Source organism: Pontibacillus litoralis JSM 072002 (genome assembly GCF_000775615.1).
GTDB classification, from domain to species: domain Bacteria; phylum Bacillota; class Bacilli; order Bacillales; family BH030062; genus Pontibacillus; species Pontibacillus litoralis.
Genome location: NZ_AVPG01000017.1, coordinates 19,902 through 44,458 on the forward strand (window position 1 = coordinate 19,902; position 24,557 = coordinate 44,458).

33 protein-coding genes are annotated in these 24,557 nt (G+C 39.1%); 4 read left to right on the top strand and 29 right to left on the bottom strand.

The window, feature by feature from the left end:
- Entirely contained in the window at positions 1-750 is a 750-nt protein-coding gene (locus N784_RS10990) for a segregation/condensation protein A (protein WP_036834935.1), read from the bottom strand.
- 203 nt (positions 751-953) lie between these two features.
- On the opposite strand from N784_RS10990, the gene N784_RS16335 reads away from it, so the two are divergent.
- Both N784_RS16335 and N784_RS11000 read left to right on the top strand, forming a co-directional pair.
- Positions 954-1,043 (top strand): YjcZ family sporulation protein, encoded by a 90-nt coding sequence (locus N784_RS16335; RefSeq protein WP_084103087.1) that lies wholly within the window; start codon positions 954-956, stop codon positions 1,041-1,043.
- Between the two features lie 166 nt (positions 1,044-1,209).
- A complete protein-coding gene (locus tag N784_RS11000) occupies positions 1,210-1,737 on the top strand; it encodes a DUF309 domain-containing protein (protein ID WP_036834937.1) in 528 nt (175 codons plus the stop codon).
- A gap of 68 nt (positions 1,738-1,805) precedes the next feature.
- Here the strand turns inward: N784_RS11000 and N784_RS11005 are convergent, their stop codons facing one another.
- The 24 genes from N784_RS11005 to N784_RS11120 all read right to left on the bottom strand — a co-directional run bounded on the left by N784_RS11005 (position 1,806) and on the right by N784_RS11120 (position 20,820).
- Positions 1,806-2,156, bottom strand: a complete 351-nt coding sequence (locus N784_RS11005) for a GNAT family N-acetyltransferase (protein ID WP_036834938.1) — start codon at positions 2,154-2,156, stop codon at positions 1,806-1,808.
- Positions 2,157-2,491: 335 nt separating this feature from the next.
- A complete protein-coding gene (locus N784_RS11010) occupies positions 2,492-2,953 on the bottom strand; it encodes a M50 family metallopeptidase (protein ID WP_036834939.1) in 462 nt (153 codons plus the stop codon).
- A 118-nt stretch (positions 2,954-3,071) separates the two neighbouring features.
- The gene (locus N784_RS11015; RefSeq protein ID WP_036834940.1) at positions 3,072-3,506 is read right to left on the bottom strand and encodes a peptidylprolyl isomerase; all 435 of its coding nucleotides are present in this window, start codon (positions 3,504-3,506) and stop codon (positions 3,072-3,074) included.
- A gap of 19 nt (positions 3,507-3,525) precedes the next feature.
- Positions 3,526-4,818, bottom strand: a complete 1,293-nt coding sequence (lysA, locus tag N784_RS11020; RefSeq protein ID WP_036834941.1) for a diaminopimelate decarboxylase — start codon at positions 4,816-4,818, stop codon at positions 3,526-3,528.
- Positions 4,819-4,994: 176 nt separating this feature from the next.
- Positions 4,995-6,461: a spore germination protein gene (locus tag N784_RS11025; RefSeq protein ID WP_036834942.1), complete on the bottom strand. Its 1,467-nt coding sequence runs from the start codon at positions 6,459-6,461 to the stop codon at positions 4,995-4,997.
- Entirely contained in the window at positions 6,462-7,022 is a 561-nt protein-coding gene (locus N784_RS11030; RefSeq protein ID WP_036834943.1) for a stage V sporulation protein AE, read from the bottom strand.
- A gap of 6 nt (positions 7,023-7,028) precedes the next feature.
- Entirely contained in the window at positions 7,029-7,379 is a 351-nt protein-coding gene (spoVAE, locus tag N784_RS11035) for a stage V sporulation protein AE (RefSeq protein WP_036834944.1), read from the bottom strand.
- Positions 7,379-8,395, bottom strand: a complete 1,017-nt coding sequence (gene spoVAD / locus N784_RS11040; protein WP_036834945.1) for a stage V sporulation protein AD — start codon at positions 8,393-8,395, stop codon at positions 7,379-7,381. Before spoVAD ends, spoVAE begins: the two co-directional genes overlap by 1 nt.
- Positions 8,396-8,406: 11 nt before the next feature.
- A complete protein-coding gene (spoVAC, locus tag N784_RS11045; protein ID WP_036834946.1) occupies positions 8,407-8,862 on the bottom strand; it encodes a stage V sporulation protein AC in 456 nt (151 codons plus the stop codon).
- A gap of 13 nt (positions 8,863-8,875) precedes the next feature.
- Positions 8,876-9,292, bottom strand: a complete 417-nt coding sequence (locus N784_RS11050; RefSeq protein ID WP_036834947.1) for a stage V sporulation protein AB — start codon at positions 9,290-9,292, stop codon at positions 8,876-8,878.
- Positions 9,273-9,905: a stage V sporulation protein AA gene (locus tag N784_RS11055; protein WP_036834948.1), complete on the bottom strand. Its 633-nt coding sequence runs from the start codon at positions 9,903-9,905 to the stop codon at positions 9,273-9,275. The genes N784_RS11050 and N784_RS11055 overlap by 20 nt, the downstream gene beginning before the upstream one ends.
- Before the next feature lie 139 nt (positions 9,906-10,044).
- Positions 10,045-10,800, bottom strand: coding sequence for an RNA polymerase sporulation sigma factor SigF (gene sigF / locus N784_RS11060; RefSeq protein ID WP_036834949.1), 756 nt, complete (start codon positions 10,798-10,800; stop codon positions 10,045-10,047).
- 13 nt (positions 10,801-10,813) lie between these two features.
- Positions 10,814-11,257 carry an anti-sigma F factor gene (spoIIAB, locus tag N784_RS11065; RefSeq protein WP_036834950.1) on the bottom strand — a complete coding sequence of 148 codons (444 nt, stop codon included), beginning with the start codon at positions 11,255-11,257 and terminating at the stop codon, positions 10,814-10,816.
- The gene (gene spoIIAA / locus N784_RS11070; RefSeq protein ID WP_036834951.1) at positions 11,257-11,610 is read right to left on the bottom strand and encodes an anti-sigma F factor antagonist; all 354 of its coding nucleotides are present in this window, start codon (positions 11,608-11,610) and stop codon (positions 11,257-11,259) included. The genes spoIIAB and spoIIAA overlap by 1 nt, the downstream gene beginning before the upstream one ends.
- Before the next feature lie 95 nt (positions 11,611-11,705).
- Entirely contained in the window at positions 11,706-12,875 is a 1,170-nt protein-coding gene (locus N784_RS11075; RefSeq protein WP_036834952.1) for a D-alanyl-D-alanine carboxypeptidase family protein, read from the bottom strand.
- 120 nt (positions 12,876-12,995) lie between these two features.
- Positions 12,996-14,303 (bottom strand): pyrimidine-nucleoside phosphorylase, encoded by a 1,308-nt coding sequence (locus N784_RS11080; protein WP_036834953.1) that lies wholly within the window; start codon positions 14,301-14,303, stop codon positions 12,996-12,998.
- A 27-nt stretch (positions 14,304-14,330) separates the two neighbouring features.
- Positions 14,331-15,146, bottom strand: coding sequence for a purine-nucleoside phosphorylase (locus N784_RS11085; RefSeq protein WP_036834954.1), 816 nt, complete (start codon positions 15,144-15,146; stop codon positions 14,331-14,333).
- A 16-nt stretch (positions 15,147-15,162) separates the two neighbouring features.
- Entirely contained in the window at positions 15,163-16,341 is a 1,179-nt protein-coding gene (deoB, locus tag N784_RS11090) for a phosphopentomutase (RefSeq protein WP_036834955.1), read from the bottom strand.
- Between the two features lie 98 nt (positions 16,342-16,439).
- Positions 16,440-17,327, bottom strand: coding sequence for a site-specific tyrosine recombinase XerD (xerD, locus tag N784_RS11095; protein ID WP_036834956.1), 888 nt, complete (start codon positions 17,325-17,327; stop codon positions 16,440-16,442).
- Between the two features lie 6 nt (positions 17,328-17,333).
- Positions 17,334-17,552: a YqzK family protein gene (locus tag N784_RS11100; RefSeq protein ID WP_036834957.1), complete on the bottom strand. Its 219-nt coding sequence runs from the start codon at positions 17,550-17,552 to the stop codon at positions 17,334-17,336.
- A gap of 257 nt (positions 17,553-17,809) precedes the next feature.
- Entirely contained in the window at positions 17,810-18,271 is a 462-nt protein-coding gene (fur, locus tag N784_RS11105; RefSeq protein ID WP_036834958.1) for a ferric iron uptake transcriptional regulator, read from the bottom strand.
- 106 nt (positions 18,272-18,377) lie between these two features.
- Positions 18,378-19,016, bottom strand: coding sequence for a stage II sporulation protein M (gene spoIIM, locus N784_RS11110; RefSeq protein ID WP_036834959.1), 639 nt, complete (start codon positions 19,014-19,016; stop codon positions 18,378-18,380).
- A 90-nt stretch (positions 19,017-19,106) separates the two neighbouring features.
- The gene (locus N784_RS11115) at positions 19,107-20,270 is read right to left on the bottom strand and encodes an endonuclease Q family protein (RefSeq protein ID WP_036834960.1); all 1,164 of its coding nucleotides are present in this window, start codon (positions 20,268-20,270) and stop codon (positions 19,107-19,109) included.
- 1 nt (position 20,271) lies between these two features.
- Entirely contained in the window at positions 20,272-20,820 is a 549-nt protein-coding gene (locus N784_RS11120; protein ID WP_036834961.1) for an NUDIX domain-containing protein, read from the bottom strand.
- A gap of 120 nt (positions 20,821-20,940) precedes the next feature.
- Here N784_RS11120 and N784_RS11125 point away from each other — a divergent pair, with 120 nt between their 5' ends.
- Complete coding sequence (locus N784_RS11125) at positions 20,941-21,864, top strand: aldo/keto reductase (protein ID WP_036834962.1); 924 nt, start codon at positions 20,941-20,943, stop codon at positions 21,862-21,864.
- Between the two features lie 138 nt (positions 21,865-22,002).
- Complete coding sequence (locus N784_RS16935; RefSeq protein ID WP_232306013.1) at positions 22,003-22,095, top strand: putative holin-like toxin; 93 nt, start codon at positions 22,003-22,005, stop codon at positions 22,093-22,095.
- Between the two features lie 207 nt (positions 22,096-22,302).
- Here the strand turns inward: N784_RS16935 and N784_RS11130 are convergent, their stop codons facing one another.
- The 4 genes from N784_RS11130 to N784_RS11145 are packed head-to-tail and all read right to left on the bottom strand — an operon-like array spanning position 22,303 to position 24,555.
- Positions 22,303-22,530 (bottom strand): YqkE family protein, encoded by a 228-nt coding sequence (locus tag N784_RS11130; protein WP_036834963.1) that lies wholly within the window; start codon positions 22,528-22,530, stop codon positions 22,303-22,305.
- On the bottom strand, positions 22,523-22,861 hold the full coding sequence (locus N784_RS11135; RefSeq protein ID WP_036834965.1) for an iron-sulfur cluster biosynthesis family protein: 339 nt from the start codon (positions 22,859-22,861) through the stop codon (positions 22,523-22,525). The genes N784_RS11130 and N784_RS11135 overlap by 8 nt, the downstream gene beginning before the upstream one ends.
- Before the next feature lie 5 nt (positions 22,862-22,866).
- Positions 22,867-23,295 (bottom strand): VOC family protein, encoded by a 429-nt coding sequence (locus tag N784_RS11140; protein WP_036834967.1) that lies wholly within the window; start codon positions 23,293-23,295, stop codon positions 22,867-22,869.
- 45 nt (positions 23,296-23,340) lie between these two features.
- Complete coding sequence (locus N784_RS11145; protein WP_052127276.1) at positions 23,341-24,555, bottom strand: Y-family DNA polymerase; 1,215 nt, start codon at positions 24,553-24,555, stop codon at positions 23,341-23,343.
- Positions 24,556-24,557: the final 2 nt, after the last annotated feature.

Here is a 24,557-nt window from a genome sequence, read left to right on the forward strand (position 1 = left end):
TTATTCCTCCATCTTATACACCGTAAATGTTTCAAATTGCTCTTTCTGTTCTACCATTATCGAACGATTCTTCATAAGCTCCAGTATCGCTATAAAAGTTACAACGATATGACGCCGGGTGGGAACCGGAAATAACGCAAAGAAATCTACTCCGGATGGATGCTCATTAATGTGTGTCATCACTTCCTCCATCCGAGATTGAATCGGTATTTCTTGTCGCTGCACTTTTGTTTCAAGTGGTTTTTGCCATTTCTTCTTTTGGAGCAATTTTTGCATGGCACTTATCATATCATAAATGGTTACTTCTCCATCGTTCGCTACCGAAGCATTTTCCCCTTGATATTTTTCGAAATTTTGTGGAGGTCTTGTAAAGATTTGATTTGCGCTCATTTCTCTTTCTTGTAATTCATGTGCCGCTTCTTTGTATTTGCGATATTCAATTAAGCGTCTCATTAATTCATCACGAGGATCCTCTTCCATATGTTCTGCATACTCTTCTTCGAGCTCAGGCTCTTGATTTGGCAGTAACATTTGACTTTTTATCGCAATCAACGTTGCTGCCATTACTAAATATTCACTTGCAACATTTAATTCTAATTGCTGCATGGTATGAATATAAGCCATGTATTGTTCTGTTATGGTTGCAACCGGTATATCGTATATATCAATTTCATACCGATTGATTAAATGAAGTAATAAATCTAAGGGACCTTCAAAAGCATCTAGCTTTACTGTATAGCTTAGGTTCATACGTAAATCCTTTCTACTTTCTCATTACTTTCTTCCATTTGAACGTGGATACACCAATCTATAAAGCTGTTCCCGTACAAAAATATCATAAATCTAATGGAATTGCCTATACACATTTTTCATATCTCACATATGGTATACCGTACGATAAATGTTCCCTAATATACATTTATCTGTTAATAGGAAAAAGGAGGAAATTCATCATGAGTGGATATGGTTATGGTGGCGGATTCGCGTTAATTGTCGTATTATTTATTTTGCTAATTATTGTAGGTGCTAGTTGGTTATACTAGAATGATTCATACACGTTAAGCGATTTCTAGCTTAACGTGTATATATGTATAATAGAGCACTTCTTCATGAATGATAAGAGCAGATTGTGTTACACTAGCTGTACGTAATCGTTAAATACCAATAGATAACGATAGGACATAAATTACATGAAGGAGTCGTTTTTTTATGTATGACCAAGCATATATCGACTTTCTCGCTCACTTTCATGGTACACGAGATTACTTTGAATGCCATGAAATATTAGAGGAAAAATGGAAACAATCCATCCCATTAGATCGCCAATCTATCTTGGTTGGTTTCATACAATTGGCTGTTTCGATGTATCATTACCGGCGCTGTAATAAAGAAGGCGCTAAACGAACCGCACACAAAGCACACAACATACTACGGAAACACAAAGCCGAATTACCTTTATACGGTTTTAACAAACAACAAATGCTTTCATTCATTCGCACATTAATTGATCATATCGAGAATGACGCTCCATATGAGAGTGTCAACCTGCCTATTAAAGATCAACGGTTACTTGATATCGTTCACGCAAGGTGCAGCCAACTACACTGCACGTATGGAGATGCAAGTCCAATGAATAATCCAGCTATTATTGACCGGCACATGTGGAGAGATCGGTCTGATGTCATTGCAGAACGCAAACGTCAGCTTCAAATCAGACTAGCACAAAGAGGTTATTAACAGCTTTTTTTCATTCATTAAATATCCTAACGAATAAAGCCAGTTCCAATAGCGGAGCTGGCTTTCATTTAAGCATCACAACGTTCTATAAATGATTCAGTTTTCGCATCAGAACATATATCGAATTTAGGTTGTAACTGTTGCTTAATCTCTTCTACCATTTTCTTGCCGATGCCGCTATTACGGTGCGAAGGATTTACAGAAATGTGTTGAATCACCGCTAATCGTTGATCATCAATACGAATCCCAATCGCACCAATGATGTCCTCTGATTCTTTCCATAAATACAAGTGCCACTCTTTATTTGTTTCATATTCTTTAATGGTCTGAATGAGTTTCTTGACATCTTTTTCTTCCGGCATAAAAGACAAAAGCCCCATTGCAATCTTTTCGAAACTTTTTTTATATCGAATTAACATATTTACCCCTCACTATGAAAATAACTTCCCGATTTCATTTCTATCGAGAAGAATGCTGTCTTCATCTGTAATATATGTTCAGGATTCACTACTAGTGCAACTAAAAACGTCCAAACCATTGAAAAATGTTCCAATTCAATAAGTATTATACGTGATTTCGTTCTATCATTCAATGACAAACAGTATCCAATAAGTAACTCCCCATACCATGCTAATGGCTAAAAGTACACTTAAGAGAATCGCATTTTTCTTTTTCAACCTCATCACTCCTACCTTATTATAACGACATTCATTCATTTTGCAAGTCCTTCCGAGGAGCAAGGTAGTTTGACTCTTTATCCCCTCGGACGTACAAACAAATAATACAACGCTTTCACAACTACATAGCCATCGGATTCCCGTTCCTTCCACTTAAATGGGAGGAGATTTATAATTGCTATCCATAAATTAAATCCACTAAACAGATACAATCCGTCCATTTCCACCCAATAGACTAAACAGATACATAGAAAAGCAAGAATACCATTTGCTAACGGTCCACCCAATGAAATGAATGCTTGTTCCTTTCTCGAAAAAGGACGATTTCGTTCATAAATCGCCATTGCCCCAACGAAGTATAGAAGACGAATCATTATATCGGTGGTGGTACCTTTTTTTTGATAAATAAGTGGTCCGACGCCAAGCTGCAATGAGATGTGGTGCGCACGTAATTGATAGGCAACGATAGCATGGCCTAGTTCATGACTTAACAGACTAATAGGTGCTATCACAAATATAAGTACCAACACAAGTTCCATACTATCCACCTTTTATGTAATCAAATTGAATTAACCCTAATGCTAAGTTACATCATACTATATTAAATAAACGGAATCTATGTATGTCACCATAAAAAAAAGAGTAAGTCCGATAGACCTACTCCTCTACAACTGTAACTTTCTCCATCACATCACCCATGCGTACACGGTCAATAATATCTAATCCTTCTATAACTTGTCCGAAAACAGTATGACGACCATCAAGGTGAGGTTGTGGAGCAAGTACGACAAAGAATTGACTTCCGCCTGTATCTTTACCAGCGTGAGCCATCGATAACGCACCTTTTTGATGTTTATGAGGATTTCCTTCAGTTTCACATTTTATCGTATATCCTGGACCACCAGTACCATTCCCTACTGGACATCCACCTTGTATAACAAAATCAGGAATCACTCGGTGAAACGTTAATCCATTGTAAAAATTAGAATTCGCAAGCTTTTCAAAGTTCTCCACTGTTCCTGGAGCTGCATCTTCAAATAGTTCGAAAACTAGCTTCTCTCCGTTACCAAATTCAATTGTACCTTTTTTCATCTTTCTTCCTCCTCTTTATCTACGGACGTTCATACGGCAAATCTAATCGCGTTAAATCTTGATACATTTCCCGTTTAACAACGAGTTGATGATGCCCGTTTTCCACAAACACAACGGCTGCTTTTGGAAAGCGGTTATAATGATTGCTCATCGAGTAGCCATATGCACCTGTACTGTAGGTTATGATAATATCTCCACTTTGTAATGAAGGAACGTCCACATCCCATATTAACATATCTCCTGACTCACAGCACTTCCCCGCAATCGAAACTGTTTGATTTTTTGTATCATACATTTTGTTTACTACATCTGCTTGATACTTAGCTTGATATAACGCTGGGCGTAAATTGTCTGTCATGCCGCCATCTACCGATACGTAGGTACGCACTCCTGGTATTTCCTTTATCGCACCAACTGTATATAACGTCGCCCCGGCATCTCCGACTATGGCACGACCTGGTTCTATCCATATTTCCGGTAAAGGCAAAGAGTAATAAGCCATTTGCTCCTTCACTTCTTGCACAAGCTGTTCAACATATAAAGCTAACGGTAAAGGCTGGTCATCATCTGTATATTGAATTCCAAATCCACCACCTAAGTTGACAATTTCAGCGGCAAACCCATGTCGTTTTTTCCAATCTGCTAATGCCTCAAACAATTTACGTACCGCCATCACAAAACCTGTCGTTTCAAAAATTTGCGATCCAATGTGGCAATGCAATCCTTTAACGTGAATACGCTCACTATCCATCAGTTTATGCAATGCTTGTTCAGCTTGACCATTCCATAAGTCAAAACCAAATTTGGAATCTTCTTGACCCGTTAATATATAATCATGGGTATGAGCTTCTATACCTGGAGTAACTCGAATTAATACGTCCATCTCTCGATTATGCTTATTTAGCAATTCCTTCAACAGTTCTATTTCCCAAAAGTTATCCACTACAATACAACCAATTTGTTCCATTATAGCCATTTCCAATTCTGCTTTACTTTTATTATTTCCATGTAAATGAATTCTCTCTGCCGGAAACTCTGCTTGAAGAGCAGTATGTAATTCTCCTTGAGAAACGACATCCAAGCTTAAGCCTTCTTCCTTAATAATTTGCAATATAGCAATAGACGAAAATGCTTTTGATGCATAAGCGACTTGAGCTTTCACACCTAACTGTTGAAAGGTTTGCACGAAACTGCGTGCATTACGTCTTATATGCTCGACATCATAAACAAATAACGGTGTTCCGTAATCTTTCGCTAATTGTACCGCATCTACACCACCAATAACTAAATGACCTTGATCGTTTATTTCCACTTAAGCTCCCCCTCATTGTGCACAACAATCAAAAATATTCTAATACTTCACAATAGTAACTATTATAATACATCTTTTCTCCTGTGGTCTAATGTATATTTTCACCATCTATTCTTTTGACGTACAAATAAAAAGCAGGTAGCCTATACTACCTACTCGCATCGTTGACATGATGATTATTGGCGATAATCATTACGAGGATGGACAATACTTGGTCTTTTTTTCGATAATGGAACAGAAACTCGAAACAAAATTTGCATGAGCGCACTCCAATTAAATGGAATTAATGGCCAAAAATAGGGCGTACTTAATGAATTCGTTCGCGTTAATAATAATACGTATAGCGTGCAACCAATCATAAACCCTTTAATTCCAAATATCCCAGTCAGTATAACAAGACTTAAGCGTGTTATTTTGTTTGCTACACTTAATTCATAACTTGGAGTGGAAAAGGATCCAATAGCTGCCACCGCAACGTATAAAATGACTTCAGGAATAAATAGGCCAACATTGATGGCGATTTCTCCAATTAAAACCGCCGCAATTAAGCCCATAGCTGTTGATAAAGGTGTCGGCGTATGTATGGCTGCAATACGCAAAAACTCAATCCCTATATCTGCTAGCACAATTTGAATAAGTACCGGAATGTTGCTCTCATCTTGCGGACCTATGAATTGCAAGTTAGTAGGGAGTAAAGAAGGATCCATAACAAATAACATCCAAAGAGGTAACAAAAAAAGGGAAGCAAAAATGCCTAAATACCTTATCCACCGTATAAATGAACCGACCATTGGCGTTTGACGATACTCCTCGGCATGCTGTACATGATGAAAAAAAGTCGTTGGTGTAATAATCAGACTCGGGCTCGTATCGACCATGATAAGTACATGCCCTTCAAACAAATGAGCAGATGCTACATCTGGTCGTTCCGTATATCGAACTAGTGGAAATGGGTTATGCCCTTGTTTCACTAAGTATTCTTCAATTGTCTTATCGGACATTGAAATGCCATCCACATTAATATTTTTAATTTCCTGCTTAATTAAGTCAATCAAATCAGGGTTAGCAACATCTTTCAAGTAGGAGATGCATATGTCTGTTTTCGACCTCTCGCCTACTTGAAAAATCTCATGGCGTAACCGTTCATCACGAACTCTCCTTCTTGTTAAAGCCGTGTTTTCAATAATATTCTCTGTATAGCCATCACGACTTCCCCGAACAACCTTCTCTGTATCAGGCTCTTGTGGTGTTCTCCCAGGATAGTTACGTACATCGACAATAAACGCCTCATCGTAATGATCAATAAAGATAACCATAAGACCCGAGAGCATTTGTGTAATTGCATCCCCCATTGATTTCACTTTAGTTACTTGTTGGTGAATCAATCTATTCTCTACTATTTCTGGTAATTTTGATTTTTGGTGACGTTCTACATCGTTAATTTGTACAAGCATTTTCATTAGTTCCATAACAAATTGCGTATCACACAATCCTGTTAAATAATAAAGGTCCACTTTACGGTCGAATATTTTAATCGTCCGATAGCCAAGATCAAAGGAAACATCGACACCTACTTTATTTTTCATATAATCGGTATTTTCTTTAATATCCGGTGAAACAAAAGTATCCGACTGGGTCCTCATTCAACCATCCCCTCTTTCTAATATTAATTCAATAGCCTTACGGGTAATAGGAGAACCGTGTTTCACATCATCTTTCCCGCGCATTTTACCAATATCCCCGATTGCAACGATGGTCGGTATGTGTAATTGATCTAAACAGTAAACCGTGTCCCCACTAATTCGGCCAAATTCGAACTCTGGTATTCCTTCCTTATCTACTCCATTAGGGATTAATTCTCCATCGCCATTAATGGCAAAGTCAAAACGTGTCCACTCTTGATATTTCGTATGTGAGGCTACCGCTACCGCCCCAATAATGTCGACTGAAGAATTTTGTGCTAAATGCATTAAAATCGTTTCCCCTGCTCCTATACCAGGAATACCTGCATCATCTAGCAACACATATATCGGTTCTTCCTTCGCACTATTGATTGCCGCAGTAAATTGATGAATCGTAGCTGTTGTCGGGTTGGTAGCAAGTTCCGCTAAACAAGTGCCTCCTATTTCCGACGATACATGTTGAATAACCTTTCTGGCATACTCATCCCCATCTGTAATGATAATCACTTTCTTTTTGCTCATATTTTTCTATCCCTTCGGTTTAAAGAAAACTGCCACAAGAAAACCGAATAAAATAGCAGAGGAAATTCCAACAGAAGTAAGATGAAAAATACCCATAGCAATGCCTAATATTCCATTTTCTTGCGCTTGTTCCATCGCACCATGTAATAACGAATGTCCAAAACTTGTAATTGGCACTGTTGCTCCTGCGCCTGCAAAATCAATTAACTTATCATAAATATTAAACCCATCTAATATAGCTCCAGCTACGACGAACGACGACATAACATGAGCGGGTGTTAATCGAAAAACATCCAACAATACTTGGCCAATGACGCAAATACCTCCCCCAACAACAAAAGCCCAAACAAAATCCATTATGAAACACCCTCCTCACGCATCAGCACAACTCCATGAGCGATAGAAGGTATGCTTTCTTTTTGCTGTATCATAATAGGATTCATTAATGCACCAGTAGCAACAATGAAAACTTTGTTGTATCTCCCTTCTTGCAATGCTTGAACAATGTGCCCGTATGTCACTAGGGCAGAAGAGGCGCACCCACTCCCACCTGCAAATACTTTTTGATCACTGTTATACAACATCAACCCACAATCGTTATGCACTTTTTCCATATTGTACCCATCTTCTTTCAACATGTCTTTCAAAATAGGGCTACCAACACTAGACAAGTCTCCAGTTACAATTAAGTCATAATAAGCTGGGTTTCGCCCTGTATCTTCAAAATGTGTTTTAATCGTATCGTACGCAGCGGGTGCCATTGCAGATCCCATATCAAACGGATCTTTCGTCCCATAATCCATTACTTTGCCGATCGTAGCACATTCTATTCGAATAACTGATTTTTCTTTAGATACAAGACCAGCTCCTCCCCCTGTTGCTGTACAAGTAGCTGTGTCTGGTTTTTGTCCGCCATATTCTGTAGGGTAACGGAATTGCCGCTCTGCTGTTGCATTATGACTACTCGTTGCCGCGATAATGTGATCGGCAAAGCCGGCATCAACAAGTGCACTCCCAATTGCTAACGTTTCCATTGATGTAGAGCATGCGCCGAACATGCAAAGAAAAGGAATAGATAAAGAGCGAGCAACGTAATTAGACGTAACATTTTGGTTCAATAAATCACCAGCCAATAACAAATCAACTTGTTCTTTTGTTTTATTTCCTTTATTTAAACAAATATCTATACTATTCTTCATTAATCTACGTTCCGCTAGTTCCCAATTGTTTTCTTCACAATGCAATTTGTCGTACGTTTTATCAAATGTAGCAGCAAGTGGACCTTGTGCTTCTTTTGGACCTACTACGGTAGCACTTGCATTTAAGTAAATAGAATGTTCATAGTACCACGTTTGTTTACCTCGTTTCCTCATCTTTATTCCTCCTAAAGAAATGATTGGATCGTATAACGTATAAGGCCAACAACATAGGCAGAAACCACTCCGAAGACGATGACAGATCCAGCAAGTTTAAATAAATTTGTCGCAACTCCTAACACTAAGCCTTCGCTTTTATGCTCCAACGCAGCGCTCGTAATGGAGTTGGCGAACCCTGTAATTGGCACGGCTGAACCTGCCCCTGCAAATTGACCAATTCGATCGTATACACCTATCCCCGTTAACAATGCAGACAAAAAAATCAGCGTTGTAATCGTCGGATTAGCAGCTTGGCTTTCTGTCATATCCAATACATTCATATAAAATTCCGTTAAAAACTGTCCGAGCAAACAAATACTTCCCCCAACGATAAATGCCTTTATACAATTCCAGAGCACATTTGGCTTTGGTTGATATTCTTTAACGGTTTGGTCATAGTTCTGTTGATTAAATTTATCCTTCATTTGGTCACCTCATTTAACGCTCAAATAGTATCCATTGAAACAATGATCCTCCGATTTTTCCTAACACTATCGCCATAAAAAACCATATTAAATACTTTTCCATTCCAACTCTTCTCGTAAGGAGTGGGAATACATTGATTACTTCCGTTAAGGCAGCGGCAAGCATACCAATAAATACACCATGAAAGCTTCCCCAAATAAGTGACATCATGTTTGGCATAGAAAAAACTTGATCCATAAACGACAAACACGTCCCGATAATGACACCAATGACAACGCTCCATTCATAAGCCCTTACATACTTAACAGATTTACTTAGTTGCGTTAATCTCGGTATGATTCCTAACACAGTTAGAAATGCTACAAATCCCGCACCAACAGCCAACCCAGAAGCCAATCCGATACACGCTTCAAGGAATAGAAGAATCATGATGCATCGATTCCTTGCTTACTTCATTTTCGTGATACACAACGTATTCATCTAAATCTAGCTGGTACTTGTACATTTCAATTTCTAACGGGCTTGGCTCCTCATTAATTCTCTTTTTAAAAAAATGATTAAAAAATAACATCATCCCAACACCTAAACCTAATGAATAGGGGATTTGAAACCATAAGGGGTGTTCTACTTTCTCCCCTGTCAATAAATAATGTACTCGTTGCTGCACTTCCTCCATACTGACGTCATAATGAAAATTCATAATGGCCATAGCGGCACCAATAAACAACAATATCCATATCACGCCAACAGCAATATAGGAGGGGGATTGTTTCAAGTTAGGTATCGTAACAATTGTTTGCTCTGGGCCGAGTGGTTGTATTTCTAATTGTGCATAATGCTGTCTCAACACATATATAACGCGAAAGATATCCACTATCACAATATTGCGATCTGATTCACGCACAGTGTATAAAGGGACTTGTTCTAGTTCCTGTTTGCATTCCTTAGGTGCCTCTATATAAGCGATATCACGCAGATAAATGGTTTGATTTCGCTGCGATTGTATCTTCTGTTTCAAACGGATATACACCATAACACTCATTATCCTCCTCCTTTTCTATAGAAAGAAGTTTACGATTAGTATGAGTTATGTAATGAAATATCATGCACTCTATATCATTTGTAGGTGAACAAAAAAAAAAGACTTTCCTACTAACTAGTAGAAAAGTCTTCCATGCAAATTATTCAAGCATTTGTTCCTTCATATATTGTAATATTTTCTTTTCTAATCTCGATACTTGTACTTGTGAAATACCGAGTCGATCTGCTACTTCGGATTGCGTTTGGTCTTTGTAATAACGCATGTACACGATTAATCGCTCTCGTTCATCTAACGAGCGTACAATATCTTGCAGCGCCATTTTATCAAACCATCTCGTATCCGTATCTGCCATTTGGTCTAACAATGTAATGGGATCACCATCATTTTCATAGACCGTCTCATGAATGGAATGTGGTGTCTTAGCAGCTTCTTGAGCGTGTACAACCTCTTCTGCACTTAGGTTTAAGTCTTGAGCAATTTCCTGCACGGTAGGAGATCGTCCTAGTTTCTTCGACAGCTCATCCTTCTTCTTACGAATCTTGTTACCTGCCTCTTTCAAACTACGACTTACTTTCACACTACCATCATCACGAATAAATCGTTGAATTTCCCCAATAATCATTGGTACTGCATAGGTAGAAAACTTTACATCAAAAGAAAGATCAAACTTATCAACAGACTTTAACAGACCAATGCATCCTATTTGAAAAAGATCATCTGGTTCATAACCACGGTTCAAAAAACGTTGAACAACAGACCATACAAGACGCATATTTCTTTCTACTAATAAATCTCGTGCTTCTTGGTCACCTTGCTGACTAAGGGCAATATATGCTTTGACCTCTTCATCTGATAATTGTACTTGCTTTGCAGTTTGTTTCAATTCAACATCCATATTCTACATCCCCTTAATTACATAAGGTTTTGCTTTTGGTTAAATGCTTTTTCACTTTCACAGTCGTCCCTTGCCCTGGAACAGACGTGATATCCACTTCATCCATGAAATTCTCCATTATAGTAAAGCCCATACCTGACCGTTCTAATTCAGGCTTCGATGTGTATAAAGGCTGTTTTGCCTCTTCAATATTATCTATACCAATGCCGTCATCCCAAATCAATAATTCAACCGTTCCATCACAAAGGACACATGTCATATGTATGAGCCCTTCATGACAACCTTCATACCCATGAATCACCGCATTCGTAACCGCCTCAGAAACGACGGTTTTTATTTCAGTTAGTTCGTCCATTGTTGGATCTAATTGAGTAACGAAGGCGGCAACCGTTACTCGAGCAAACGATTCATTTTCACTCTTTGCCGAAAATTGTAAGTGCATCTCATTTTTAGACATTAAGAGGCCACCCCCAGTGTTTCTAAAGCATAGGCTTCATTTTCTTCCAATCGTACGATTTTAAATAAACCTGACATCTCAAATAATCGCTTGACGGCAGGTGAAATGGAACATACAACCATTTCGCCACCACTTTGTTTTACTTCCTTATATCTTCCTAAAATGACACCAAGGCCAGAGCTATCCATAAAACTTAAAGCTTCAAGATTTAAGATGACGTGCTGAACATTTTGTTTTATCATGATGGATTGCCATTCATTTCGTAAATGTTCCGCTTCATGATGATCCAATTCACCAGCAAGTCGAACTAATAATACGTGTTGTTTTCTTTCAAATTGCACGGAAAGACTCAATGTTTCCCCCTCCTCATAAATAGATTAAGGAGTGTTTCTCCCTTTGAAAGCGAATCTCCTGCCTCTTGACAAAACTAGTGTCGATTCGATAAATGTTAAGAAGCACCTTTCACTAACTCTTTCATGGAACGTTTCCATAACGTCCATATTCCTGCTTCCTCGACATCTTTTTTTAACGTTAGCGTCGCTTCAGATAGTTCTTCCCCTTTACTTGTCACCTTTAAAACACCTATTTCTTGACCTTTCTTTAAAGGAAGCTTGACATTATCATTATACATGAGCTCCGATTGAACATCTTCTACTTGTTCGCCTTTTCTCTTCAATATAGAAACAGATTCATTCGTTACAACGTCCATATGTTGTTGTTTCGCTCGTATATTATGCCATTGATCAACGACTTCATGGCGCTTATAAAGAGATTCTGTTTCATAGGTGTTATACGCATAATCTAACATGGCCATTATACTCTCATTTCGCTTCTTCGGTGATTCTGCCCCCATTACGACAGCAATAACCCTCATATCATCTTTATTCGCTGTTGCCGTTAAACAATATTGAGCTTCTTTCGTATAGCCAGTCTTTAAGCCATCTACACCAGGATAAAATTTCACTAACTTATTCGTATTTACTAACCAAAATTCATCTTCTGTTCCTTTTCTTAAATAATCTTCATAAATGCTCGTATAGTTCGTAACATGTTCATACTTTAACAGCTCTTTTGCCATAATTGCCATATCTTCTGCTGTACTATAATGATCTTCAGCTGGTAATCCTGTTGTGTTTTGGAATTTTGTATTTGTTAACCCTAATTGTTCGCTCTTTTTATTCATTTCTTCCACGAACGCCTCTTCACTGCCAGCAATTCGCTCGGCTAATGCAACTGAAGCATCGTTCCCCGAAGCAATGGCGACACCTTTAAGTAGTTCTTCCACAGTCATTTCTTCCCCTGCTTCGAGAAAAATTTGTGAACCTCCCATAGAAGCAGCATTTTCACTTGCGCGAACTTTCTCTTCTAACGTAAGCGTTCCTTTGTCTAACGCTTCCATAATAAGAATAAGCGTCATAATCTTCGTCATACTTGCTGGAGGCAGCTTTTCATCCGCGTTTTTTTCATACAATACAGAGCCTGTATCACGTTCAAGTAAAATGGCCGATTTCCCATTCTTTACTAATTCATTCTTTTTTTCCTCTGCTGCAAAAGTTGGTGATACTAACGATGTGAGCATGATGCATACTATTGTTACGAAGACACCAAACGTTTTCATTGTTGTCCCTCCATTCTTTATGATAGTTATTTTTTCCATAATGGTTTTTTTTATAACTAAAGTAGTAAAATTGTTCATAAAAAAAAGACGCCCTTTAGGCGCCTTTCTTCATTATGATTTTTACTTGTCTGTTACCATATCATGAATCAATGTAGGTGCATCTACTTTGTGATTTGATATCGTTATATTTCTGTATAATTTTTCTTTTACTGCTTCCACATCTTCTTGATTAGCATAAATCGTAAGTAGAGATTCCCCCGCTTCTACATAATCGCCGATTTTCTTATTCAAGTACAGTCCTACCGCTAAATCAATTTCGGACTCTTTCGTTGCTCGACCTGCTCCTAATAACATGGCTGCTGTACCTATTTCATCGGCTACTATACCGCTAACATAACCAGATGTTTTGGCAGGTAGGTCGATTTTGTAAGCTGCTTGAGGCATAATCGTTACATCTTCTACTACACGCGCATCGCCCCCTTGAGACTGAAGGAAGGCTGCAAAATTCTCCAACGCTTTGCCATTTTTCATATTCGCTTCTAACTGCTGGCGCGCTTCATCTAACGTTGCCGCTTTACTAGCTAATACAACCATTTGACTGCCCAGCGTTAAACATAGCTCCGTTAAATCCTCAGGACCGTTCCCTTTTAACGTTTCAATGGCTTCTTCTACTTCAAGAGCGTTACCTATTGCACGTCCGAGCGGCTGGCTCATATCAGAAATAACAGCCATCGTGTTTCTTCCAACATGATTCCCGATTCGAACCATCGCTTCTGCTAATGCTTTGGAATCTTCTAGGCTCTTCATAAAAGCACCCGCACCTGTTTTTACATCAAGTACAATTGCATCTGCTCCTGCAGCAATTTTCTTGCTCATAATAGAGCTCGCAATAAGCGGGATAGAGTTGACAGTTGCTGTAACATCTCGCAAGCCATATAATTTCTTATCAGCTGGTGTTAAGTTGCCTGTTTGACCGATTACAGATAACTTATTCGTATTTACAAGCTTAATAAATTGGTCTTTATCGATTTCAACATGGAAACCAGGAACTGCTTCTAGCTTATCAATCGTTCCACCTGTATGTCCTAAACCACGACCACTCATTTTAGCAACTGGCACACCGAGAGAAGCGACTAGAGAGCCTAAGATTAACGTAGTCGTATCTCCAACTCCTCCTGTTGAATGTTTGTCTACTTTTACACCTTCAATTGGAGACAAGTCAATTGTATCTCCACTATTTACCATAGCCATTGTCATGTTGGCACGTTCTTCATCATTCATATCTTGGAAGAAAATCGCCATTGCAAGTGCGCTTGCTTGATAATCAGGAATATCTCCGTTTGTATAGCCTTCAATAAAGAAATCAATCTCCGCTTTGGTCAACACTTCTCCATCACGTTTTTTTTCGATAATATCATACATTCTCATGTTCTTTCCCCCTCTATTCAATCGTTATTATAATGTATGCAGTGTTTCTTTTACGAACTTGAGAAAATCTTGTTTCACTTGCTGCGTTGTTTCCATTACTTCATCGTGAGTTAACGGCTGATCTAGCATACCTGCTGCCATGTTTGATATGCAAGAAATGCCTAGCACTTTCATACCTGCATGATTTGCAACAATTACTTCAGGAACAGTGGACATACCAACCGCATCCCCTCCTAAAGTGCGCAACATACGAACTTCTGCAGGCGTTTCATATGAAGGGCCTGTATTTCCTACATAAATCCCTTGTTGTACATTTATGCCTAAACGAGCTGCACATTGTTTCGCATGTTCGATTAATGTAGGATGATAAGGTTTCGACATATCCGGAAAGCGCGGTCCTAATTCTTCATCATTCGCTCCAATTAAAGGATTGTCTCCCATGTTGTTAATGTGATCCGTAATAATCATTAAATCTCCCGCTTGAAAAGATTCATTAATGCCACCTGCCGCATTGGTTACGAAAAGTGTATCTACTCCTAATTGCTTCATTACGCGTACAGGAAACGTAACGTGAGTCATCGCATATCCTTCATAATAATGAAAACGGCCTTGCATTGCGATTACTTGCTTTCCTTCTAACGTCCCAACAACGAGTTGTCCTTTATGACCCGCTACCGTTGATTGTGGAAAATATGGTATTTCCCCATACGGAATCGTGACTGCGTCTTTAATTTCATCAGCCAATACCCCGAGGCCTGACCCAAGTATCATACCAGTTTCTGGATTTTTATTAATTTTACTTTGAATAAATTGTGCTGCTTCTTTGATTTGCGCTAAGTTCATACCGTTTTCCCTCTCCTTATTGAATATCTTTTAAGAAACTAGTTCCGTATTGTGGCATTGTCGTATTGAAATTCTCTGCAACAGTAGCACCAATATCAGCAAACGTTTCACGAACCGATAGTGCTTTACCTTCTGTCACGTGCTTATGATGCACAATTAGTGGCACATATTCACGTGTATGATCTGTCCCATGATGCACTGGATCATTACCGTGATCTGCTGTAATGATTAGTAAATCATCGTCTTGCAATTTATTTAACACTTCTGGTAAACGTTGATCAAATGCTTCTAACGCTTCTCCATATCCTTGAGGATTACGTCGATGTCCATATTTCGCATCAAAATCAACTAAATTCAAGAAGTTAAGCCCTGTAAACTCTTTATCCATCGATGCGACCAGTTGATCCATACCATCCATGTTGCTCTTCGTACGTATCGCTTCTGTTACCCCTTCGCCATCGTAAATGTCTGAAATTTTCCCTAGAGCAATAACATCGTAGTTATCATCTTGCAAATGATTCATTACGGTACGTCCAAAAGGTTTTAACGCATAATCATGACGATTTGCGGTACGTTCGAAGTTGCCAGGCTCTCCAATAAACGGTCGAGCAATAACGCGTCCAATCATATATTTTTCATCTTTCGTTAATTCACGAGCCATCTCACATATTTCATACAGCTCATCTAAGGGCACAACGTCTTCGTGTGCCGCAATCTGCAATACAGAATCAGCAGATGTATAGACAATTAAATGACCTGTCTCCATATGTTCTGGACCTAATTCATCAAGAATGGCTGTACCTGACGCCGGCTTATTCCCGATAACCTTTCTTCCGGATCTTCGCTCGATTTCAGCAATTAACTCTTTTGGAAACTCAGCAAATGTACGGAAAGGTGTTTCAATGTAAAGTCCCATAATTTCCCAATGACCAGTCATCGTGTCTTTTCCATTCGACATTTCCTGCATCTTCGTATAGTGCGCTTTAGGTGTTGCAGCTTTGGTAATTCCTTTAATCTCACGAATATTACTCAGACCTAAAGCAGCCATATTCGGCATCTTTAATCCATCCATATGCTCAGCAATATGACCAAGCGTATCTGCTCCCTTGTCATTAAACTGCTCAGCATCTGGCGCTTCACCTATACCTACTGAATCTAATACAATTAAAAATACTCGTTTAAATGGTTGTTCCATTTGCAGTCCCTCCTATATTTGTTACATTCCCTGATTCATTTGCCTTTATGCAACATTTAACGAAAAGTCGTATGATGTCAGACCTCTATAAGCAAAAATTAAGCTCGAGGATGATATGAGCTATATATATCTTTTAATCTAGCTTTGGAAACATGTGTATAGATTTGTGTCGTAGATATGTCTGCATGACCTAACATTTCTTGAACGGCTCGTAAATCCGCACCATTTTCTAACAAATGAGTAGCAAACGAATGTCGAAGCGTGTGTGGCGTTATTTCTTTTTGAATTCCCACCTCTGTCGCAACCGCTTTCAGAATCTTCCAAAAACCTTGACGCGACAACGGGTTTCCATGATGATTCACAAACAGATTTTCCGTTTTCTTCTGTTTCACTAAAGCTGGGCGAGCAGAAGTTAAATAGTTTTCCACTGACTGCTGAGCCATTTTCCCAAGTGGTACAATGCGTTCTTTTGACCCTTTTCCAAGACAACGCACAAAGCCCATTGTCAAATGCAAGTCACTTACTTTCAGCGTCATCAATTCCGTCACACGTAATCCTGTTGCATATAACATTTCTAGCATCGCTTTATTTCGTGTAGATAACGCATCCTTCGCTGGAATCGTCAGTAACGTATCTACTTCTTGTAAAGACAATACTTTAGGTAGTTTTCGTTCTTTTTTCGGCGTTTCAATATGTAAAGAAGCATCGTGCTCTGTTAACCGTTCACGCACTAAAAACTGATGAAAGGAGCGAATAGATGATAATGTTCTAGCAACCGTTGCAGAAGAACGATCTAAATCATTTAGATGGTGCAAATATTGCATGATGTGCATCCGGGCAATTTCTTTCACTTCTTGAAGCTGACTAGCTTCTTGTAAAAAGTGCACGTACTTCTTCAAATCTCTTTCATAAGAGGAAAGGGTGTTCTTAGATACTCCTCTTTCGACTCGTAAATAATGCAAGAAATCATTTAGTTCATGTTGCATGAGCAGTTACTCCCCTAACCGAAAAAAAATTGATAGACGATCAATGAACCGCTCGTCCTCTACCTGAAACACTTTCACCGCATCTCCTTGTGGTTCATCATATCGGTGCATCTCATTATATTCTTCATTCATCATACGTAAACCGAAGTAGAATAGTAATGTACAACCGACAAAAATAATGAATACCTTTACGATATCTTTTAATACATAAGCAAGGCGATTCATCAGCATATCTCCTTTATGTTACAACGTACAAATGCTTGTTAGTACAAGATATGCCAACTTTCCATTGAATTATACGTAAAGGAGAGAAGTTTCTATATTAATTATTATTAAGCCAAAGTGTTTCACAACAATAACGTAACCGATTTCTACCTTTTTGTAAATAGCTGTAGCATTATTTGCGTTATGATATACAACAAATTCATTCAATACAAAAAAACCTTTCCCCACACAATTAGGAAAAAGGCTTTCTCTTCATGCTATGCTTTCGTGTTTGGCACGGTTTCTACTTGACACTTTCTACACACACCATGAAACGTCAGTCGGTGATCTTTCACTTGGAATCCCCATTCTGACTCCACTCTACTTTCTACTTCCGTTAATAAATCTTCTTCAATTTCTTCAACTGACCCACATTCAACACACACTAAATGGTGATGAAAATGCTCTGCCCCTTCTTTTCGAAGGTCGTAACGAGATACTCCGTCACCAAAGTTGATTTTATCCACTACTTTTAATTCTGATAATAATTCCAATGTACGATAAACAGTTGCTAGACCAATCTCCGGAGCTTTTTCTTTTACGAGGAGGTAAACGTCTTCTGCACTTAGATGGTCCTCTTCATTTTCAAGTAACACACGTAACGTCGCTTCACGCTGCGGTGTTAACTTATAGCTCTGGGAATGGAGCTGTTTCTTTATCTTCTCTATCCGTTGTTCCATATATGGTCCCTCCCTCGTATATCCACTCTTTATTATAAGCAGAGCCGGAACCAGTGTCAAATTAAAATTATTACAATCTATCCTTTTATTATTTTATAATAATTATTTAATTGTAAGCCAGTTGAATTACTGCTTTTAATGCAATTGGTGATACATACGATTCTAAAATGGCTGCAACACTTACAACTGCAAGCAAAAAGAGAAATAAAACGCTATATTGAATAAATGGAGGCAGTAAAGGCTGCCTACTTCTCTTTGCAATAAGCTTTTGAATTAAACCAAATGAGAATATCATGCCTAGACTACCCGCTACAATGTAAACTGGAATAATAATGAGATTTTGTGGTGCGATGGAAGCTGCTGCAGCTAACAATCCGTACCATCCCATTTGATTAACAAGAAACCCAACGGAAAAGCCGACCATAACCCCTTTCATAAAAATCAATACCCATATAACAGGCATACCAATAATCGATAGCCCTAATAAGAAAATAAACAATAAATATTTCAAATGGTAAAAGAAACTACTTCTAAGCAAACTTTTGGAACTTGCAGCCGAATCATCGAGCATTTGTTGAAAAAATTGATCTAAATAAAAAAATAAATCTTCTTTTTGGATAAAGTTCATACTATTGACGATGATCGCACCAAACATAATGCCAATGAAAAATAATAAGCTGACGAACACATATATACTAGCATTTTCTTTTACATGCTGTGATAGCGCATACCCTTTTCCATACATATATATCCTCCATTTCTATTCTTCTTTCTAGTAATACAAATCTATGAAGGATATATCGTAAATAGAACTTTGCACAGTGAAAGAAATTTGCTACATATTCAAACGACCATAGCGTCCTCCGCCTCCTGCTTCAATACTTAATTTGCCATTTCTATTAGCTATAATACATTGAGCAATGGTTGTCGAAACTACTTCCTCTAGTGTAGCTTGACTAGCATGATGAAGAACGTCCATTTCCGTACCAACATGCTGGATTAAAGCATTCAACGTTTTTGGTCCTATCTTCGGTATAAATTCTAAAGGCACTTGATAAATGTAAGGCGGGTGATGAGATTGCGATAAGTGGGTATGGTTCGTGAGCTCTTCTATTCGCTGGGCTACTCCCTTCACCGAATCACTAGACATACAATAGGAACACACTTCTGTCGCGTACATAGGTTGTAAACAATGGCGACATGTCGTTTGATAGTATTTGCCGAGCAGCGGGTTCATCCCGTAATTCGCTACCACTTTTCGATTATATTGTTGACGTAATGCCCACTTTACCTCTTGAAAAGTTGGGGCTTGTAACGCCATTTGTTGATATTCCCGCGCTATTTTCGGTAAAGAATGGGCATCAGAATTCGATAAAAATGTATAACTTTGCAACTCTTCCAGTTCATTTGCCATAACGGTGTCTGCACTAAGGCCAAGTTCCACAGCATCTATTCGTGCTGGATCAAGTACTTCTGATAAGGACTGCTTCACCCCTTTTCCGTATAAACTTTTGAACGGCGTGAAGATATGGGCAGGAACAAAGAGGCCACCTAGTGTATGTACTTTGTGTTGCAATAAGGTAGCCTCTCCGTAAAAACGTTGCGTGCTTAACGTTATGTTCGTGACATGACGAGAAAGCCACACCGTAAATTGTTCCATCTTTGCTAAAGTTGGTAAATAGCAAAGCACATGCAGGGGACCTTGACAGCAATCATCATATAGTTCGATTTCAGCACCTAGTAGCAGCGTCGTATTTTTATATCGAATCCCACCTTGCATAAGTTCTACCGCTTCTTCTCTTTCAATTAAATGGTGGATTTCTGCTTGTACTTCTGGTACTTGACAATCAATAATCCCTATTATATCGAGCCCTTTCCGCTCAGAAGCTTCTTCCATAATGTTCGTTAACGTCAATCGATCAGAGGCAGTAATCTTCACTGGTGCCCCGTACATCGTGCGCCCAATATGAATATGTAGGTCGATATAATATGTCTGCATGTTATTTCACAATTCCTTTCCACCTTGCATACATGATGGCATAAGCTGTTTTCGCATCCCAAATTCGGTTATCCTGCTCTAATTGCTCTGCCTCAGCAAGTGTTACCTCTACTAACTCAACAAATTCATCGTCATCACCTGCACGTTTGTTTTCTACTACTGTAATGTTTTTAGCTACATATAAATGGATTACTTCATCAGCAAAACCAGGTGACGTTGCAAACGATGTAATGTATTGTAAGTCATTCGTCGTATATCCTGTTTCTTCTTCCAATTCTCGAAAAGCAGTTGTTCTAGGCTCTTCTCCACTTTCTAATTTACCAGCAGGAATTTCAATAAGACTCCGCTCAAGCGCTTTACGGTACTGCTCTACTAACACCATTTTGCCATCTTCAGTGATTGGAATGATAGCTACTGCGCCAGGATGCTTCACAATTTCCCGCTTTGACGTATTTCCATCTGGTAATTGTACATCATCTACTTGTAAAGAAATCACTTTCCCTTGAAAAATGCGTTCGGTATGTAACGTTTTCTCTGCAAATTTATCCACTTGATTCCAGCTCCTTCTTAATTGTTCTGACGTTCATTGTATCACAAGGACACTAATATTTGAGAGTTTGCTACATGAGCTTTACAATAGTAAGTATCTCAAAAGGAAAGGATGAAGCAGTTGAATAAACGTCGATTAGGTACATCCGACTTATTTATTTCTGAAATAGGACTAGGTTGTATGACATTAGGCACCAATGAACAACAAGCGACAGAAATTATTGATCGCGCTTTAGATGCAGGGATTAATTATATCGATACAGCTGACTTATATCAATTTGGCTTAAATGAGGAGATCGTTGGTAAAGCGTTGAAAGGGAAACGAGATCGAGTTGTGTTAGGCACAAAAGTAGGCAATCATGTTAATCGCGAGAAAGAGGAGTGGTTTTGGGACCCTTCAAAGGCACATATTAAAGCTGGGGTGAAAGAGAGCTTACGTCGCCTCCAAACCGATTACATTGATTTATATCAGTTGCACGGTGGAACGATAGACGATCCGATTGAAGAAACTATTGAAGCGTTTGAAGAACTTGTGCAAGAAGGAGTAATCCGTTACTACGGCATCTCTTCTATTCGTCCAAATGTTATACGAGAATACGTAAATAAATCAAATATCGTTAGCGTCATGATGCAATATAGCTTATTCGACCGCCGTCCTGAAGAAGAAATACTAGACTTATTACATCAACACCACATTAGTGTACTAGCTCGCGGACCGTTAGCGAAAGGCATGCTAAGTGAAAATGGCTTGCAACAAGCAAAAAATAAAGCAGCTAATGGATACCTTTCCTACACTTATGAAGAAATCGTACACATGATAGAGAATTTACAAAAACACGTATCAACACACCATTCCTTACAAGCGATTGCACTGCAATATGTACTCGAGCACCCTGCCGTTGCATCAGCCATTTTTGGCGCAAGCTCTGTAGAACAATTAAAAAGCAATCTAGCTCTATTAGATGCAGCGCAAATTTCTAGTACCATGCATACGCAGCTCCAGCAAGAAACACGTCCGATTGTTTATCAACAGCACCGTTCATAATATGAGGATACGTACTATTTCTTTAAAGCGAAGCAGTCCATTTTCTGGTATACTACATAGTGAGACGTGTTCATAAGTCGTAAAGGGTGGTCGGCTAATCCCCTATGAAAGGGGGTGATGCCTCTGGACGCTTACCAAATGTTTGTGATTTTATTTTCGTTTGGAAGCTTTTTGGTTGGTTTGCTCGGTTTAGTTGTGAAATTAATTTCAGAGTTCACCAACAAAAAATAGACCTCCCTTACACTTGTTAACGCTTAAGGAGAGGTCTATCGCTTGTATGATGGGCCGATCCTCTTTATGAAGAGAACACGGACTCAAAGGGCGACCGCAGCTGCCACTGTGGTCGCTTTTATTTAGTTTAAATGCATTTTCATTGTATCATATTTCCCAAAAAGGAGCGAGTAAAACTATAGCAATTTCTTCCTCATCCTCGCACATTCACTTTTTAAACGACTTCCAATCCAAATCGCTATCATTTAATAGCTCTTCAAAGCTCTTATTCGCTTCTCTTCGCTTTCTTTTTTCAGCCTGGCGTCGCTCTTGTGCTTCTTCGCGTTCTTTTTCTTGCTGCTTTAGAGCAGACTTCTTCGCTTGTAGTTGCTTTACTACGTCATCCTGCAACCAGTCCTTTAGCGTTCCGTTCTCTCGTTCCTTTCCTTTATTCAACCATTTCTCCTCCTTTTTTTATTGCACTCGAGGATATCGATGCATTTAACATTCCTTGATTGCTCTTTAATTGAAATAACTTCCCATTCCAAGCTAATGTCATGCTCGGTTCAAAAAACACCTTCTGTTCACTATCTATGAAAACTTGGTACGTATCATTCTCCACTTCTTCATCTGAAGCTGTATGATGATTCGTAAAGTGGATTGTATTTATCCCGTTTACTCCACAACCACAACCATCTGTATCATAATATAATCTTAGTAATGGAAGATTTTCTGGTTGTATCGCTTGTAATTGTTGCTTCGCTTCATTGGTAATGTGCAATTTCATGTTCGTTACTCCCTTCCAATCGAATTGGGATAATCGCAATATTCTATAATCGTTCCTTCTGTATCGGCCGGGTTTAAATAAATTAATCTTCTGCCGTGTTTATTTGTACGGAGTGTGTGAGGTAACGTGCGAACACCTTGTCGCTCTAACTGCGCCAATGCTTCATCTAAATCGTCCACTTGATACGCAACATGATGTACCCCTTTCCCTTTTTGTTTCAAGAATCTTGCGATGGGTGAAGTTGTATTATTCGTTGGTGCGAGCAATTCTGTCCGTGCTCCTTGTATATCCATAATTGCAATTTCGCTTTCCACCCCTTCTGCCTCACTACGATAGCGATCCACCAGTGTTGCCCCTAATACTCGCTCATAAAAGTCAATACTTCCTTGTAAATCGCGTACTGCCACACCGATATGGTCTAGTATCTTATCCATGTTCTCTCTCCTAGTCATCGTCATAATGAAATCATTTTACCACATTTATTCCGCATAATGTCCACCAACTAGTTTACTGCGATGAAGAGCTGTCCCTGCTTCTGTATAAGAAACGGCTCGTAATAGTGCATCACTTCCATATTTATGCCGAATATGGTCCATAACGTAGCCAAGTTCGCGCTTTTTATCACGATTTGGTTCAAATAAACTGAGCTGCATCCCTTCGTCCTCTGTTATATTTGATAACGCTATCGTCACTTTGCGCACGGTTTGCTGACGATAAAACGTATCCATCAACTGCATACATACATCATATATTTCCGTTGTAATATTCGTCGGCACTTCAACCGATTTCGAACGATAGAAGCCACCGCCCCCTTCTCCTTTACTGTAACTTAAGCCGAAATGAATCGTACGACCTGCCTTTTTGTGCGAGCGTGCTCGTTTGGCCACCTCTTCACACATTTCTAATACGACATAACGCACTTCTTCTGGATTGTGGTAATCTCGCATTAAAATTTGGCTCTTACCAAAGCTAATTTGCCCTTGCATAATCGGCGCACCTAATTCGGATAAATCTACGCCGTTAGCATGGTAATACAGTTGATTACCCATAACACCAAACAATTTCTCTAGTTGCTTTAACGAAAACTGGGCAAGCTGTCCCACATTAGTAATACCTAATCGATTCAAACGCTTCTCAAGTTGTGAACCGATCCCCCACATTTCCCTTAATGGAGCAACAGGCCATAACTTAGTAGGCACATCCGCATACGTCCACGTTGCGATTCCTTTCTTCTTAGCCTCTAAATCAAGACACAGCTTAGCTAAAAGCATATTCGGACCAATTCCAATTGCACAAGGAAGGTGAAACGTCTCTAACATTTCTTGCTGGATATGATGAGCAACCGCTTCAGCACTTCCCCATAGTTTCTCTGTTCCTGTAACATCTAGAAAGCTTTCATCGACACTATACGTATGAATCGCCTCTTTCGGCACGTAGCGATGAAAAAGCCTCGTAAGCTCGACAGAAACTTGCAAGTACATGTTCATTTGCGCCGACACGAGATGAATACGAGGGTCTTCTGGTATTTCAAATAATCTACTTCCTGTGCGCACCCCAAAATCTTTTTTCATGGCCGGTGATGCTGCTAGCACGACGCTTCCAGGCCTATTTAAATCCGCGACAACAGCAATGTGGCTTGTAAGCGGATCTAGCCCCTTCACGATTGCTGCACAACTTGCATAAAAACTTTTCATAT

Bases quoted from the DNA above. Each gene is read 5' to 3' on its own strand.
- N784_RS11115 (WP_036834960.1), bottom strand. From the start codon at position 20,270: ATGCAGACATATTATATCGACCTACATATTCATATTGGGCGCACGATG.
- spoIIAB (WP_036834950.1), bottom strand. From the start codon at position 11,257: ATGTCTAAAAATGAGATGCACTTACAATTTTCGGCAAAGAGTGAAAAT.
- N784_RS11005 (WP_036834938.1), bottom strand. From the start codon at position 2,156: ATGTTAATTCGATATAAAAAAAGTTTCGAAAAGATTGCAATGGGGCTT.
- spoVAD (WP_036834945.1), bottom strand. From the start codon at position 8,395: ATGAGGAAACGAGGTAAACAAACGTGGTACTATGAACATTCTATTTAC.
- N784_RS11135 (WP_036834965.1), bottom strand. From the start codon at position 22,861: ATGAAATTGCACATTACCAATGAAGCGAAGCAACAATTACAAGCGATA.
- deoB (WP_036834955.1), bottom strand. From the start codon at position 16,341: ATGGAACAACCATTTAAACGAGTATTTTTAATTGTATTAGATTCAGTA.
- N784_RS11030 (WP_036834943.1), bottom strand. From the start codon at position 7,022: ATGAGCAAAAAGAAAGTGATTATCATTACAGATGGGGATGAGTATGCC.
- N784_RS10990 (WP_036834935.1), bottom strand. From the start codon at position 750: ATGAACCTAAGCTATACAGTAAAGCTAGATGCTTTTGAAGGTCCCTTA.
- N784_RS11075 (WP_036834952.1), bottom strand. From the start codon at position 12,875: ATGAAAACGTTTGGTGTCTTCGTAACAATAGTATGCATCATGCTCACA.
- spoIIM (WP_036834959.1), bottom strand. From the start codon at position 19,016: ATGTATGGAAAAGGGTATGCGCTATCACAGCATGTAAAAGAAAATGCT.
- N784_RS11140 (WP_036834967.1), bottom strand. From the start codon at position 23,295: ATGGATAAGATACTAGACCATATCGGTGTGGCAGTACGCGATTTACAA.
- sigF (WP_036834949.1), bottom strand. From the start codon at position 10,800: ATGGATGTTGAATTGAAACAAACTGCAAAGCAAGTACAATTATCAGAT.
- N784_RS11100 (WP_036834957.1), bottom strand. From the start codon at position 17,552: ATGAATCGCCTTGCTTATGTATTAAAAGATATCGTAAAGGTATTCATT.
- xerD (WP_036834956.1), bottom strand. From the start codon at position 17,327: ATGCAACATGAACTAAATGATTTCTTGCATTATTTACGAGTCGAAAGA.
- fur (WP_036834958.1), bottom strand. From the start codon at position 18,271: ATGGAACAACGGATAGAGAAGATAAAGAAACAGCTCCATTCCCAGAGC.
- spoVAC (WP_036834946.1), bottom strand. From the start codon at position 8,862: ATGAAGGATAAATTTAATCAACAGAACTATGACCAAACCGTTAAAGAA.
- N784_RS11000 (WP_036834937.1), top strand. From the start codon at position 1,210: ATGTATGACCAAGCATATATCGACTTTCTCGCTCACTTTCATGGTACA.
- N784_RS11050 (WP_036834947.1), bottom strand. From the start codon at position 9,292: ATGATTCTTCTATTCCTTGAAGCGTGTATCGGATTGGCTTCTGGGTTG.
- N784_RS11025 (WP_036834942.1), bottom strand. From the start codon at position 6,461: ATGAGGACCCAGTCGGATACTTTTGTTTCACCGGATATTAAAGAAAAT.
- N784_RS11080 (WP_036834953.1), bottom strand. From the start codon at position 14,303: ATGAGAATGTATGATATTATCGAAAAAAAACGTGATGGAGAAGTGTTG.
- N784_RS11010 (WP_036834939.1), bottom strand. From the start codon at position 2,953: ATGGAACTTGTGTTGGTACTTATATTTGTGATAGCACCTATTAGTCTG.
- N784_RS11085 (WP_036834954.1), bottom strand. From the start codon at position 15,146: ATGAACTTAGCGCAAATCAAAGAAGCAGCACAATTTATTCAAAGTAAA.
- N784_RS11055 (WP_036834948.1), bottom strand. From the start codon at position 9,905: ATGAGTGTTATGGTGTATATCCGTTTGAAACAGAAGATACAATCGCAG.
- N784_RS11145 (WP_052127276.1), bottom strand. From the start codon at position 24,555: ATGAAAAGTTTTTATGCAAGTTGTGCAGCAATCGTGAAGGGGCTAGAT.
- spoVAE (WP_036834944.1), bottom strand. From the start codon at position 7,379: ATGGATTTTGTTTGGGCTTTTGTTGTTGGGGGAGGTATTTGCGTCATT.
- N784_RS11015 (WP_036834940.1), bottom strand. From the start codon at position 3,506: ATGAAAAAAGGTACAATTGAATTTGGTAACGGAGAGAAGCTAGTTTTC.
- N784_RS16335 (WP_084103087.1), top strand. From the start codon at position 954: ATGAGTGGATATGGTTATGGTGGCGGATTCGCGTTAATTGTCGTATTA.
- N784_RS16935 (WP_232306013.1), top strand. From the start codon at position 22,003: ATGTTTGTGATTTTATTTTCGTTTGGAAGCTTTTTGGTTGGTTTGCTC.